This is a genomic window from Hoeflea ulvae (assembly GCF_026619435.1).
In the GTDB taxonomy this organism is placed as follows: domain Bacteria; phylum Pseudomonadota; class Alphaproteobacteria; order Rhizobiales; family Rhizobiaceae; genus Hoeflea; species Hoeflea ulvae.
Map to the genome: position 1 here is coordinate 1,375,348 of NZ_JAOVZQ010000001.1, position 13,542 is coordinate 1,388,889.

Genomic DNA, 13,542 nt, shown 5'->3' on the forward strand with positions numbered 1-13,542 from the left:
ATGGCAGCGAGTACCGCGTAATGAACTTCAATGAGGCCTTCCGGCAAATCAGCATCCACTTCGAACGCAGTGGATCGAGCACCGTGCTGTTCTCCGGAATCCCGGACGACCAGATCGACGATCCGGATTTCGAAACCGTTCGCGAAGTCGCAAACCGCATCGGGCTTGAGGTCGAGGAGCTGCAGCTTTCCGAACTTTTCGGTGGCAATGCCAATCTCCCGGTTCTGGTCAGGACCCTGAGCGGCGGTTACATTTCGGTCTTTTCCGACAATGAGGACGGCACCTATCAGTGCCGGCAATCGACAGGTGACACCGGGCTGGCCAGACTTGATCTGCGCGCCAGGGCCGCGGATCTCGATCCCAAGGCGCTGGATTTCAGGCGGCACTATTTCAACAACAGCGAAGAAATCGGCGCGCTCCACGCTGGCAAGATCGAGCGGCAGCACTGGCTCAAGGCTGCGATCAGTCCCTATTGGCGCTCCTTTGTCCGGGTCGCCTTTGCCGCGCTGTTCATCAATGTTCTCGCGCTGGCCTCGCCGCTGTTCACCATGAATGTGTATGACCGGGTCCTGCCCAACGAGGCGATCGCAACGCTGTGGGTGCTCGCCATCGGCATCGGCGTTGCCTTCACATTCGACTTCCTGCTCAAATTCGCCCGCGCCACGCTGATCGACTACACCGGGCGCAAGATCGACCTGAAGATCGCCTATATCCTGTTTCAGAAGGTCATGAACACCTCGCTGTCGGCGCGATCGATGTCGACCGGCGAATATGTCAGCCGGGTGTCGCAATATGAATTCGTGCGGGAGTTCTTCACCTCCAACACCATCGCGACGATGATCGACACCTGTTTTGTCTTCATCTTCATCGGTGTGATCTATGCAATCGCCGGCATCCTGGCGATCATACCGGCCGTGGCGCTGGTGGCGGTGGTCATCATCGGGCTGGTGGCGCAGACGCTGATCAGCCGCAAGGTCGCGGCCGCGGCGAATGAAGCTGCGTTGCGCCAGTCGATGCTGGTGGAAACCATCTCCACCACCGAGACCGTCAAGGGTCTGCGCGCCGAAGGCATCCTGCTCAAGCGCTGGCGTGACCTGACCATCAACAGCTCGGCCACCAACGAACAGATCAAGAGCATCTCGGCGATGGCGGTCAATGCTACGCAATTTGTCCAGCAGCTGGTCACCGTCGGCATCATCATCGGCGGCACCTATCTGTTTCAGGAAGGCCTGGTGACCACCGGCGCCATCATCGCCTCAGTGATCCTGGCGGGCCGTGCGGTGAGCCCCCTGGGTCAGCTGGCGATGACGCTGGCGCGCTTCCGCCAGGCAATGCTGTCCCTGCGCATTCTCGACAAGATCATGGAGCAGCCCGAAGACACGCCGGAGACGACAGGCTTTGTGAACCGGGTCATCAAACACGGCAGCATCGCCTTTGAAAACGTCCATTTCCGCTATCCGCAGGCCGATCAGGATGCCCTTGACGGGTTGTCGTTCTCGATCAAGGCAGGCGAAAAGGTCGGCATCATTGGCCGCATCGGCTCCGGCAAGACGACCATCGGCAGGCTGATGTCGCGGCTTTACCAGCCGCACGAGGGCAGGGTGATGATCGACGGTATCGACATGCAGCAGTTCCATCCCTCGGAAGTCCGCTCGGCGGTGGCAGTTGCCGGACAGACCAGCGACCTGTTCACCGGCTCGCTGAAGGACAACCTGCTGATGGGCAATCCGAAGGCCACCGACGAGGACCTGATCGAGGTCTCGCGCAAGGTGGGGATCGAATCCTTCATTGTCCGTCATCCGCGCGGCTTCGACATGCCGGTGGGCGAGAACGGCGGCAATCTCTCCGCCGGCCAGAAACAGTCTGTCGCCATTGCCCGGCTGCTGCTCGCCGACCCCAAGGTGGTGTTTCTGGACGAGCCGTCCGGCGCCATGGATCTTGCCAGTGAACGCCATCTGATCAGCTGCCTGCGCCAGGCGATTGCGCCCGAGGTGACCATGGTGCTGTCGACCCATCGCTACAGCATGCTCGACCTGATCGACCGCCTGATCGTGATCGAGAATGGCAGGCTGATCGCCGATGGTCCCAAGGAACAGGTGATTGCGGCGCTGCAGCGCAAACCGAACGGGGTCTCCAGTGATGCGAACCGCTGAGTACGACACGCCACCGATCGTGTCTCGTTACATTGTCATCATCTGCCTGTTTGCGGTGATTGCCTTTCTGGTCTGGGCCGCATGGGCCAAGGTGGACGAGATTTCCCGCGGCGACGGCAAGGTCATTCCGCTGTCGAAGACGCAGATTGTCCAGTCCAGCGAAGCCGGCGTTGTCCAGGAGATCGCCGTGACCGTGGGCCAGGTTGTCAAGAAGGGGGATCTGCTGATCCGTCTCGACAGCTCCGGCAATCTGGCGTCGCTTGGGGAATCCCAGGCCCGCTACGATGCGCTGCAGGCCCGCATTGCCCGGCTGGAGCTGGAAATTGGCGGGCTGTTTGATGCCGATTTCGTCTGTCCGGAGCGGACCCGGCTGGTGTCGGAAACCATATGCGACAATGAATCCAACCTGCTGGCGGCCCGGCGCGAGAACTATCTCAACAAGCTGCAGGTGTTGCAGGCGCGGCGGCAGCAGCGCCGCGACGAGATCGGTGAAGCCCGGTCCAGTATCGAGCAGACCGGGCTGGTGATCCAGGCCATGCTCAACGAGCGCGACAAGATCGCGCCGCTGGTGAAGCGGAAACTTCATCCGGAAATCGATCTGTTGCGGCTGGATCGCGAGATTGCCCAGCAGAACGGCCAGAAGGAAAATGTCACCCAGAGCCTCAAGCGGCTTGAAAGTGCGCTGCGCGAAGCCGAGCTGCAGATCCAGGAAGTCGATTCCCAGTTCCGGCAGGAGGCGCGCCGCGAGCTCGGCGACACCCTGGCCGACGCCAGTGTGTTGCAGGCGACCTTGACCGGCGCAGAAGACCGGGTCCGGCGCACCGACATCATTTCGCCGGTCGACGGCATCGTCAATACCCTGGAGATCAACACGATCGGCGCTTTCCTGCAGCCCGGCTCGGTGGTGGCCGGCGTGGTGCCGATGACCGATACCTTGCTGGTGGAGGCGCGGATTTCGCCGCGTGACGTGGCCTTCGTCCAGCCCGGACAAAAGGCGCTGGTCAAGCTGACGGCCTATGATTTCTCGATCTACGGCGGCCTTGACGGCGCGGTTTCCAATATCTCGGCCGACAGCATCGTCAATCCCGAAACGGGCGAGACCTATTACCAGGTTCTGGTCCAGACCGGGGATTCGCAACTGGGCAAGGGCACCATCAAGCACGCCATCCGCCCGGGCATGATTGCCTCTGTGGAGATCCTGACCGGGGAGAAGACGGTGCTGGATTATCTGCTCAAGCCGATCAGCAAGGCGCGTTACGAGGCGCTGACCGAACGGTGAGCGCGAAGGGTGGGCAAATGATGGCCGGGGCGGCGAGAGCCCAGATCTGAAGAGAGCGTCACTGGATGTATGATCCCGATCAACTCAAGCCGCATTTCCGGGCGATCAACACCGACGGCAAGCGCCGCGGCTTTCGCCTTGAACGCGTGTTCTGGACGGCACTCGAGGATCTGACCGGGGCCGACGGCGTTTCGGTCTCGGACTATGTGGCCCGGCTGCATGATGGCAAGACCGGCGACAGCGGCCTGAGCTCGCTGCTGCGCGCCTCGATCATGCGGCGGCTCTTGCTGCAATATGAGGGCCTGCGCGCCCGCATCGGCCGCTTCAACTCCAGAACCATCATCGCCGCCTGTCCGGTTCCCGCCTTCATCATTTCGGTGGAGAAGAAGATCCTGTTCCAGAACAGCGCATTTCTGATGTATCTGCAGACCCGGTTCACCGGCCTCGACAATGTCGCGGCGCTGGGCCAGATCAAGCTGACGCTGGAAATGCCGCTGGCCGATCTGATCGAGCAGATGAAGGCCGACAGCAGCCGCCCGAAATATACCGGCTTCACCATCGGCTATGGCGAGCGGCTTCTTCGCGGCCGGCTGAGCCTGGCGCTGGCGCCGGACATGGACGACCCGCCGGCAGCCATCGCCTTTGTCTCCGGCCCCTCGTAAGGCGAGCGAGCTGCTGCGACCGTTCGGGCGCGAAAAGGATTGCTCTTTTTCCCTGACTTCAGGACCTGCCCAAGCCGCGCTGTCACCGCCACCTACGGCAATGCCGCGCGTCCTGTGACTGCGCGGCATGGTATGACCGGGGTTGCTTGTCTGGCTGCGGCGGCGGGCCGGCTCAGAAGCCGGCGCCGGGTGCCACCGAGAGGATCTCGCTGAGCGAGGCGAGCTTCTGGTTCTGGCCTGACTTGTAGCCGAACACGTAATTGGCGGTTCCGGAGATGGAAAACAGCGGCGCGTAGTCGCGCTTGGCCACGTCGGTTTCCACCGCATCGGTCATGTTGTCGAGAATGTAGCTGTTGCCGTTCACCGACACCGACAGCACCGCGTGAAACAGCCGCCGGCGGGTGTCCTTGACCACGACGATTTCCATCGAGGAAAGCGGCACGCCGGCGCCGGCCAGCAGCGCCATCTTCAGGATCGCGTAATCCTCGCAGTCGCCGGCGCCGCGGCGCAGGGTCTCGTTCGGCGTCGACCACTGGTCGAGCCGGCCATGCATCTGCGCATCGGTCTCATAGCGGACCAGATGGTTGACCGAGCGCGACACTGCGCGCAGCTGGTCGACGGTGCCCGCGCCCTTGCGGGTCAGCTCGGTGGCCAGCGCGGCGCATTGATTGACGCAGATGATATCGGGTCCGGCGACAGCGGCCTTGCGGATCAGCGACGAGATCCGCAGCCCGCTCTTGATCTTGCCGAAGCGGATCCGGTGGGCACCGAACAGCGACAGATCCTTGCGGATGCCGTAATCGACCGAGGCAATCGAGGCGGTGGTCATTGCATCGGCGCCGGGAGTGCCTGTGTTGCCTGTCAGAACGGCCGCGGTCCGGCCCGGAAAGCCCTTGATCGCGCCAAAGCCGACCCCGGCGGAGCCGAGTGTATAGCCAGCGGAGACAGGGGAGCTGACAAGCCGCACGGTCGCCGGCTGCGCCGCAGTGTCGAGCTGGGAAATGGCTGCGGGGGTAAAGGCAGATGCCGCATCGAATACAGTCGCCGGACGTTCGAGCACCGCTGCATGTACTGCCGTTGCACAAAGAACCTGCAGTGCCAGTGCAACGTTTCTGATCTTGCTTGCTTGTTTTAAGTAACTATACATTGGCGATAACCTTCCCCGGTCGTTGAGAAGAAGCTACGCGAATAGTAATAAAATGCCGCAAACAAACATTATTACTGATCTATACATAATTTCGATAAAAATTGAGGTAATTTTCCGGCTCTCGCCCTGCTGTTCGGCCGCGGCACCGCGGCCCCGCCAATCCGGGAAAAACTGACTCCTTTTTTGCCGGTTCTTATCCGCACCGTTTCGCGCCGGCGCAGAAAATTGAAATGGATTGCTTTGCACCCGGAAAAATGGTTACCTCGTTTTCGAGGAGAAGGTATGTGTTGAATCAACAAGCTTTTTCGGCTGACCGGATTGATGAAGCCGATCAATTGCGGGTCAATGTGTACAGGCTTCTGGCACGATTGCTGCGCCAGCCGCCGGATGCGCCTCTCCTTGCTATCCTCAAGCAGATGACCGGCGACGATTCCGAGCTTGGCCAGGCAATTACCGATCTGTCACAGGCTGCTGCCGTGACCAGCCTTGCTGCCAGTCGCGATGAATACAATACCCTTTTCATCGGTCTGGGCCGTGGCATACTGACCCCGTTCGGCTCCTATTATCTTACCGGATTCCTGCACGAAAAACCGTTGGCGCGCCTGCGCGACGACATGGTGCCGCTGGGCATTGCCCGCAGTGACGATGTCAGGGATCCGGAGGATCATGTTGCTGCGCTGATGGAGATGATGGCCGGCCTGATCGATGGCACCTTCGGTACGGTTCAGCCGCTATCGGCACAAAAGGCGTTTTTCGACCGGCACGTGGTCAGTTGGACGCCGCATTTTTTCAAGGATCTCGAGGACTGCCCTTCGGCAGGGTTTTTCAAGCCCGTCGGCCGCATCGGACGCCTGTTCATGGCGATCGAGCAGGGCGCGTTCGAGATGTAGGCCGCAGCTGCGGCACGACATTGTTTCAGTGAGTATTGCAGTCCGGCGAAGACACCCGGCCAGACTGCCGCAGATGGTTCCGGGTGTCGAAGAATGGAGACCATCATGAAGGCAAAGACAGAAGATGCTGCGACCGACCGTCGTGGTTTTCTGAAGTTCGCCGGGCTTGGCACGATTGCCAGCGGGGCGGCTCTGGTCGCAGGCGGCGAAAGCCAGGCGGTCGAGATTGCGGAGTCCAAGGGGGACGCCGGATACAGGGAAACCGACCACATCAAGGCCTATTACGCCAGCACACGATTTTAGGGACTGGAATGCCAGCACGCGGTTCTGAGGAGAATCCGTGCTGATCGTCATTGCGACGCAATAAACCCAACGGAGGATGAAATGCTCAGGAAGAAGACAAATGGGGTTGCGCGAGGCCCCCGGCTGTCCTCGACGGTAGCAGAGCTCGGAGTGACGGCGATCGATCGCCGGACATTCCTGAAACGTTCGGGTCTCACCATCGGTGGGGCAGCAGCCATAACAACGCTTTCGGGCGGAATGGTGAAACGGGCAGAAGCTCAGACAGCCGCAGGCACCGGTAATATCGAAACCAAGAAAACGATCTGCACGCATTGTTCCGTCGGCTGCACGGTGATTGCCGAGATCGAAAACGGTGTCTGGACGCGTCAGGCGCCCGGCTATGATTCTCCGTTCAATCTGGGTGCCCATTGCGCCAAGGGCGCATCCGTCCGCGAGCACGCCCATGGCGATCGTCGCCTGAAATATCCGATGAAGCTGGTCGGCGGCAAATGGCAGCGCGTCTCCTGGGACGAGGCCATCAACGAGATCGGCGACAAGATGCTCGAGGTGCGTGAAACCTCGGGGCCGGATTCGGTCTACTGGCTGGGTTCCGCCAAGCATTCCAATGAACAGGCCTATCTGTTCCGCAAATTCGCGGCCTATTGGGGGACGAACAACGTCGACCACCAGGCGCGCATCTGCCATTCCACTACGGTGTCCGGCGTTGCCAACACCTGGGGCTATGGCGCGATGACCAACTCCTACAACGACATCCACAAGTCGCAGTCGATGATCCTGATCGGGTCCAATCCGGCCGAGGCGCATCCGGTGTCGTTGCTGCATCTTCTCAAGTGCAAGGAGGAAAACAACGCCCCGCTGATCGTCTGCGATCCGCGCTTCACCCGCACCGCCGCCCATGCCGACGAGTTCGTGCGGTTCCGTCCGGGCAGCGACGTGGCGCTGATCTGGGGCATTCTCTACCACATTTTCGAAAATGGCTGGGAAGACAAGGAATATATCCGCACCCGCGTCTGGGGCATGGATCAGATCCGTGACGAAGTGAAGAAATGGAGCCCGGCCGAAGTCGAGCGGGTGACCGGCGTTCCCGGTTCGCAGCTCGAGCGCGTCGCCCGGACCCTGGCCGACAATAGGCCCGGCACGCTGATCTGGTGCATGGGCGGTACGCAGCACTCCAACGGCTCGTCCAACACCCGCGCCTATTCGATCCTGCAACTCGCCCTTGGCAATATCGGCAAGTCCGGAGGCGGCGCCAACATCTTCCGCGGCCATGACAATGTGCAGGGCGCCACCGATCTGGGCGTGCTCGCCGATACACTGCCGGGCTATTACGGCCTGTCGGCGGGGTCCTATGCCCACTGGGCGCGCGTCTGGGACGAGGATCTGGATTGGCTCAAGGGTCGCTTTGCCACGATGAAGGGCAAGGACGGCAAGAACAAGCAGATGATGTACGAGACCGGGATTCCGGTGTCGCGCTGGATCGACGGTGTTCTGGAAGCCAAGGAAAACCTGGATCAGCCCGACAAGACCAAGGTGATGGTGTTCTGGGGCCATGCCCCGAACTCGCAGACCCGCCTGCCTGAAATGCAGAAGGCCATGGGAATGCTGGACCTGCTGGTGGTCGTCGACCCCTATCCGACGATGACCGCCGTGCTTCAGGACCGCCAGGACGGCGTCTACCTGCTGCCGGCCTCGACCCAGTTCGAAACCTACGGCTCGGTGACGGCGTCCAACCGCTCGATCCAGTGGCGTGAGGCGGTGATCGATCCATTGTTTGAATCGCTGCCCGACCACACCATCATGTACAAATTCGCCAAGAAATTCGGTTTTGAGGACAGGATGTTCCGCAATATCGAGGTCAATGGCGAAGAGCCGCTGGTCGAGGACATCACCCGCGAGTGGAACCGCGGCATGTGGACCATCGGCATGACCGGACAGTCTCCGGAGCGGATGAAATCGCACATGGAGCATCAATACACCTTCGACAAGACCACCCTGCGTGGTGTCGGCGGGCCCCATGATGGCGAATTCTACGGCATGCCATGGCCTTGCTGGGGCACGCCCGAGATGAAACATCCCGGCTCTGCGGTGCTGTATGATGTGTCGACCCCGGTGGCGCAGGGCGGGATGGGTTTCCGTGCCCGCTTCGGCGTCGAGCGCAATGGCGACAACCTGCTGGCGGAAGACAGCTGGCCGGTCGGCTCCGAGATCGAGGACGGCTATCCCGAATTCACCATGGCCATGCTGAAGGGCCTTGGATGGGATGCCGATCTCACCCCCTATGAGAAGCGCATGATCGAATATGTCGCGGGCATTCTCGAAAAACGCCCTGCAGAAGAAGAGGTCGGCGAGACCTCCGACCAGGGCGAGATCCCGTCCGACTACGACAAGAAGATCGAAGGCGTGAACTGGAAAATCGACCTGTCCGGCGGCATTCAGCGCGTGGCGATCAAGCATGGCTGCGCGCCCTATGGCAACGCCAAGGCCCGCGCGGTTGTCTGGACCTTCCCGGATCCGGTGCCGCTGCACCGCGAACCGCTCTACGCCCCCGACCGGGAGCTCGTGGCCGATTATCCCACGATCGCCGACAAGACCTTCTGGCGCGTGCCGACGGCCTTCAAGTCGATCCAGGATGTCGATTTCGCCAAGGACTATCCGATGATCATGACATCGGGACGCCTGGTCGAATATGAAGGCGGCGGTGACGAAACCCGCTCCAATCCGTGGCTTGCGGAGTTGCAGCAGGACATGTTCGTCGAGATCAACACCTTCGACGCCAACAATATGGGCATTCGGGATCGTGAGCCGGTCTGGCTGCACAGCCCGTCCGGCGCCAAGATCAAGATCATGGCAATGGTCACCGATCGGGTGGGCCGGGGCGTCGTCTTCTGCCCGTTCCATTTCGGCGGCCAGTTCCGAGGAGTCGATCAACGGCACAAATATCCTGAAGGCGCCGATCCGATCGTGCTGGGGGAGGCGTCCAACACGGCGCAGACCTATGGCTACGACATGGTCACGCAGATGCAGGAAACCAAAACCACGCTTTGCCGCATCGAGCGGGCATAGGGAGGACAGACAATGGCTAGAATGAAATTCCTCTGCGACGCTGAACGCTGTATCGAGTGCAATGCCTGCGTTACCGCCTGCAAGAACGAGAATGAAGTGCCCTGGGGCGTCAACCGGCGCCGGGTCGTCACCATCAATGACGGCAAGCCGGGGGAACGGTCGATCTCGGTGGCCTGCATGCACTGCTCGGACGCGCCGTGCATGGCGGTCTGCCCCGTCGACTGCTTCTACCAGACGGCCGACGGCATCGTCCTGCACGACAAGGACCTGTGCATCGGCTGCGGCTATTGCTTCTATGCGTGCCCCTTCGGTGCGCCGCAATATCCGCAGGCGTCCAATTTCGGCTCACGCGGCAAGATGGACAAATGCACCTTCTGCGCCGGTGGTCCGGAAGAGGACATGTCCGCCGCCGAGTTCCAGAAATATGGACGCAACCGGATTGCCGAGGGCAAGCTGCCTCTGTGCGCCGAGATGTGCTCGACCAAGGCACTGCTGGCCGGGGACGGCGACACCGTGTCGACGATCTACCGCGAACGCATCGTCGCCCGCGGCTTCGGCGCCGGTGCCTGGGGCTGGGGTACGGCCTATGAGCAGAAGAGTGGCGGTTGACCGGCATGTATTGATCTCAGTCGGATTGGCAGGCGGACACATGTTCGCCTGCCAATTTTTGCTAGACCTGTCAGAACACCGGGAGTTCATCGATGAATAGTCTGAAGACCCGCTTCGCGTCCACGCCGCCGCTGATGGCCGTGCTCGCCCTTGTCCTTGTCGCACTTGTCGGACTGTATTTGCCGCTTCAGGCTCACGCCCAGAGCTCGGTCCGGCCACCGGATAATGCGACGACGAGCATCGCGCCGCCCGGGCCGCCGATGCAGGGCGGTGTTCAGGGCACCGCCTCGGATGCGGAAATCTGGCACGACATCCGGCTTGGCGAGGCCGGACGGACCTCGACGCCCAATGCCGCCGGCGGGCAGATGATCCAGTCGCAGGGCGAAGACTGGCGGCTTTACCGCGAGGGGCCGACCCACGATTATCTCGGCTATGCAATGCTGGCGACGCTGGTCCTGCTGGCGCTGTTCATGGCAATACGCGGCCGCATCAAGGTCGAGCACGGCCTGTCCCACATCAAGATCAAGCGCTTTTCCACGCTGGAGCGGATGAGCCACTGGCTGATGGCGCTGTCCTTCATCACCCTGGGCATCAGCGGCCTCAATGTCACCTTCGGGCGCTCGCTGATCCTGCCGCTTGTCGGCAAGGATTTCTTCGGCCCGATGTCGGGCTTTCTCAAGGCCGCCCACAACTACACCGCCTTCGCCTTCATGCTCGGCCTGGCCATGGCCTTCGTGCTGTGGGTCATCCACAACATCCCCGACCGCACCGACCTCAACTGGCTGGCAAAGGGCGGCGGGCTGTTGAGCAAGTCAAGCCACCCGCCGGCCAAGAAGTTCAACGCCGGCCAGAAGATCATCTTCTGGGGCGTGATGCTGCTCGGCCTGTCCCTGTCGGTCTCCGGCTGGGCCTTGCTGTTTCCGTTCGAACACAGCCTGTTTTCGGATACTTTCGCGCTGTTCGGTGCAATCGGCATCGATATCCCGCATCTGCTCGGCCTGCCGCCGGCGCCCTATAGCGCCATTCAGGAGCAGCAGCTCAACAGCGCCTGGCATGGCATTGTCGCGGTTGTGATGATCTGTCTGATCTTTGCCCATATCTATATCGGCACCATCGGTATGGAAGGCGCCTTTGACGCCATGGGCTCCGGCGAGGTGGATCTGAACTGGGCCCGGGAACACCATTCGATATGGGTCGACGAGGTCATGGCCGACAAGACAGACAAGGCTGACGCGGCGGTTGCCGCGCCGGCCGAATGATGATGGCAAGGAACCTGACATGAAAGCATTTCTTCTCAGCATTGCGGTCTTGCTGCTGGTTGTGGTTGGCGCCATGTTCGGGCTCAAGCCGCTCCTGGAGACCCCGTCGGACCAGGCCTATTCGACCGGAAATGTTCGCCTGCATTGATGCGGGCACGGATAATGAAAGTGACACCATGAGCGACGAAGACTTTAACCTGTCGATGCGGAAATTCCTCAAGCAGGTCGGCGTGACCTCACAGCAGCAGATCGAAGCACTGGTGCGCTCGGGCGCGGCAGGGACCGGCCCGTTGAAGCTCAAGGCCGTGCTGACAGCCGAGGGCACCGATCTGGAGCATGTCGTCACCGGCGAAATCGAGTTGCCCTGATCGCCACCATGCTGCCCACACCCGAATTTCCGCCGCTGCTGAGCGGCCATGCGGTGCCGGCCTCAGATGATCCGATGCAGGTTGCCTTTGAAGGAGCCAGTAATGGCCGCTTCAGTGCAGGCGATTTGTGCTGGTCAATGGCTGAAACCCATGCCTTTGCGGCGATCGTGCTCGAACCCGAATGTTCGCTGGCCAAAGCCTTGCAGATGGCGCCATTGATGATGGTCGCGATTGGTGATGCGCTGGGCGCAATCGGCCCGCCGAATCTTGCCCTGATGTATCGCTGGCCATCGACACTGCTGGTCAATGGCGGCGAAGCCGGCCACGTGGTCCTGCGCGCTCCGGACGGCGCCGGGCTCGAGCATGTCCCCCCTTCATCATCGTCGGCTTTTCCGTGTCGATGAGCCTGCCGGCCGAGATCCTCGACGCGCCGGGCCTTGCGCGCAACACCACTGCGCTGTTCGAGGAGGGCTGCGGCGATCTTGATCGCACACAGGTAATCGAGGCGATCGCACGGCATTTCCTGTCCTGGGTCGATACCTGGGAACACGACGGCTTTGCTGCCGCCCACCCCGATTTTCTCGGCCGCATGCAGCCTGCGGATTCGCTTTCGCTGCGCATCGGCGACGTGACACATGAGGGCCGCATGATCGGCATAGATGAAGATGGCGGCCTGCTGCTGGACGGCGCGGACGGCGCCACCGGGATATCGCTGGCGCAGGGATTGGGAATGGCAGCGTGAACCAGGCAAGGGACAGGATGCAGGGCGTGATCTGGAAATCCGCCGGTCAGCATCTGACACACAGGCTCGACAATGGCTGGCTTGCGGTCAGCGATGATTTTCTGCGGGCCTATTATACCCGTCCGGAAATTCACCCGGTCGAAGAAAGCTGCAGGGTCGAGCACACTTTGTTCGAAAGGCTGATGCAGGATCCGTTTGCACCGATTGATGCAGGGGAGCTTGCCGCCATCGCCGATCCGGATGCGGCGGCAAATTATGCGCTGGTGCTGCGGTTCCGTGACCATCTGGTTGCCAAAGGATCCATCGAGGCGGCCTATGCGTCGCTGTTTGCGCAAAGCGCGCCGATGATCCCGCCTGTGTTCATCAGCCAGATGGCCCACCTGATCATGGGCAACATCCTGATGGGGGAAGGCGATGCGACGGTGGCGCGCGCCGCCGAGCTGTTTTTCCGCGAACAGACCGCCACCACATCCGAAGAGCGGATGATGCTGGCCGATGCGGAAGTGGTCGAAACCCGTGCTCAGCAAGCCGCGCTGCTGGCCCTGTCCGATCCCGGCCGCACCGAAGTCGCCCTCGACATCCTCGACGCGGACAATGCCGGCCAATACTGGGCCCGCGCCGATCATTTCGATCTGGCGCTGGATTTCCGCTTCTCCGAACCCGGGCAGGACGCCTTCGCCCGGCTGATCGAACGCTGGATCAAGCATTTCCTCGATTTGCGCGTCCGGGTGCAGCCGCTGCAATCAGTCAAGAACGAACGCTGGTCCTGGCATGTCGGACTGGATGCCGAATCCAGCCGCATCCTGAATGCGCTCTATCAAGGCGAATACCTGCCCGAAGAAGGCCAGGGCAGCATTGCCGCGCTGTTCCGGATGGAGTTCCTCGATTATGACCGGGTGGTCGACACGATGCGCCGCAAGCCGGCCTTTCTCGGGCTGGCCATCGATGCGCATGACCGCATCCGGATGAAACCGCAAAACCTGCTGATCAACCTGCCGTTGAAACCGGCGCTTCAATAGCCGGCATCAGGGGACGCCGGGCTTCATCGCGAAACCCGGTGAGACAGG

At 61.4% G+C, this 13,542-nt stretch carries 12 protein-coding genes and 1 pseudogene; 12 read left to right on the plus strand and 1 reads right to left on the minus strand.

Annotated features, from left to right (window positions below; genetic code table 11):
* The first annotated feature begins 20 nt into the window (after nucleotides 1-20).
* The 3 genes from OEG82_RS06410 to OEG82_RS06420 all read left to right on the plus strand — a co-directional run bounded on the left by OEG82_RS06410 (nucleotide 21) and on the right by OEG82_RS06420 (nucleotide 4,094).
* Nucleotides 21-2,153 carry a type I secretion system permease/ATPase gene (locus tag OEG82_RS06410; protein ID WP_267611605.1) on the plus strand — a complete coding sequence of 711 codons (2,133 nt, stop codon included), beginning with the start codon at nucleotides 21-23 and terminating at the stop codon, nucleotides 2,151-2,153.
* Nucleotides 2,140-3,432 carry an HlyD family type I secretion periplasmic adaptor subunit gene (locus tag OEG82_RS06415; protein WP_267611606.1) on the plus strand — a complete coding sequence of 431 codons (1,293 nt, stop codon included), beginning with the start codon at nucleotides 2,140-2,142 and terminating at the stop codon, nucleotides 3,430-3,432. The genes OEG82_RS06410 and OEG82_RS06415 overlap by 14 nt, the downstream gene beginning before the upstream one ends.
* A 65-nt stretch (nucleotides 3,433-3,497) precedes the next feature.
* Complete coding sequence (locus tag OEG82_RS06420; protein WP_267611607.1) at nucleotides 3,498-4,094, plus strand: ribbon-helix-helix domain-containing protein; 597 nt, start codon at nucleotides 3,498-3,500, stop codon at nucleotides 4,092-4,094.
* A 172-nt stretch (nucleotides 4,095-4,266) separates the two neighbouring features.
* On the opposite strand, the gene OEG82_RS06425 is transcribed toward OEG82_RS06420, so the two are convergent.
* Nucleotides 4,267-5,154 (minus strand): transglutaminase-like cysteine peptidase, encoded by an 888-nt coding sequence (locus tag OEG82_RS06425; RefSeq protein WP_267611608.1) that lies wholly within the window; start codon nucleotides 5,152-5,154, stop codon nucleotides 4,267-4,269.
* A gap of 371 nt (nucleotides 5,155-5,525) precedes the next feature.
* On the opposite strand from OEG82_RS06425, the gene OEG82_RS06430 reads away from it, so the two are divergent.
* The 9 genes and pseudogenes from OEG82_RS06430 to OEG82_RS06470 all read left to right on the plus strand — a co-directional run bounded on the left by OEG82_RS06430 (nucleotide 5,526) and on the right by OEG82_RS06470 (nucleotide 13,494).
* Nucleotides 5,526-6,131 carry a TorD/DmsD family molecular chaperone gene (locus tag OEG82_RS06430; RefSeq protein ID WP_267611609.1) on the plus strand — a complete coding sequence of 202 codons (606 nt, stop codon included), beginning with the start codon at nucleotides 5,526-5,528 and terminating at the stop codon, nucleotides 6,129-6,131.
* Nucleotides 6,132-6,236: 105 nt separating this feature from the next.
* The gene (locus OEG82_RS06435) at nucleotides 6,237-6,434 is read left to right on the plus strand and encodes a twin-arginine translocation signal domain-containing protein (RefSeq protein ID WP_267611610.1); all 198 of its coding nucleotides are present in this window, start codon (nucleotides 6,237-6,239) and stop codon (nucleotides 6,432-6,434) included.
* A gap of 81 nt (nucleotides 6,435-6,515) precedes the next feature.
* Nucleotides 6,516-9,497 (plus strand): molybdopterin-dependent oxidoreductase, encoded by a 2,982-nt coding sequence (locus tag OEG82_RS06440; protein WP_267611611.1) that lies wholly within the window; start codon nucleotides 6,516-6,518, stop codon nucleotides 9,495-9,497.
* A 12-nt stretch (nucleotides 9,498-9,509) separates the two neighbouring features.
* Nucleotides 9,510-10,106 carry a formate dehydrogenase FDH3 subunit beta gene (fdh3B, locus tag OEG82_RS06445; RefSeq protein WP_267611612.1) on the plus strand — a complete coding sequence of 199 codons (597 nt, stop codon included), beginning with the start codon at nucleotides 9,510-9,512 and terminating at the stop codon, nucleotides 10,104-10,106.
* Between the two features lie 92 nt (nucleotides 10,107-10,198).
* A complete protein-coding gene (locus OEG82_RS06450) occupies nucleotides 10,199-11,365 on the plus strand; it encodes a formate dehydrogenase subunit gamma (protein WP_267611613.1) in 1,167 nt (388 codons plus the stop codon).
* 19 nt (nucleotides 11,366-11,384) lie between these two features.
* Entirely contained in the window at nucleotides 11,385-11,513 is a 129-nt protein-coding gene (locus tag OEG82_RS06455; protein WP_267611614.1) for a hypothetical protein, read from the plus strand.
* Between the two features lie 28 nt (nucleotides 11,514-11,541).
* Nucleotides 11,542-11,733, plus strand: a complete 192-nt coding sequence (locus OEG82_RS06460) for a DUF6494 family protein (protein ID WP_267611615.1) — start codon at nucleotides 11,542-11,544, stop codon at nucleotides 11,731-11,733.
* Between the two features lie 74 nt (nucleotides 11,734-11,807).
* Nucleotides 11,808-12,475: pseudogene (locus OEG82_RS06465) on the plus strand (biotin/lipoate--protein ligase family protein).
* On the plus strand, nucleotides 12,472-13,494 hold the full coding sequence (locus OEG82_RS06470; protein WP_267611616.1) for a DUF6352 family protein: 1,023 nt from the start codon (nucleotides 12,472-12,474) through the stop codon (nucleotides 13,492-13,494). The pseudogene OEG82_RS06465 and the gene OEG82_RS06470 overlap by 4 nt, the downstream one beginning before the upstream one ends.
* Nucleotides 13,495-13,542: the final 48 nt, after the last annotated feature.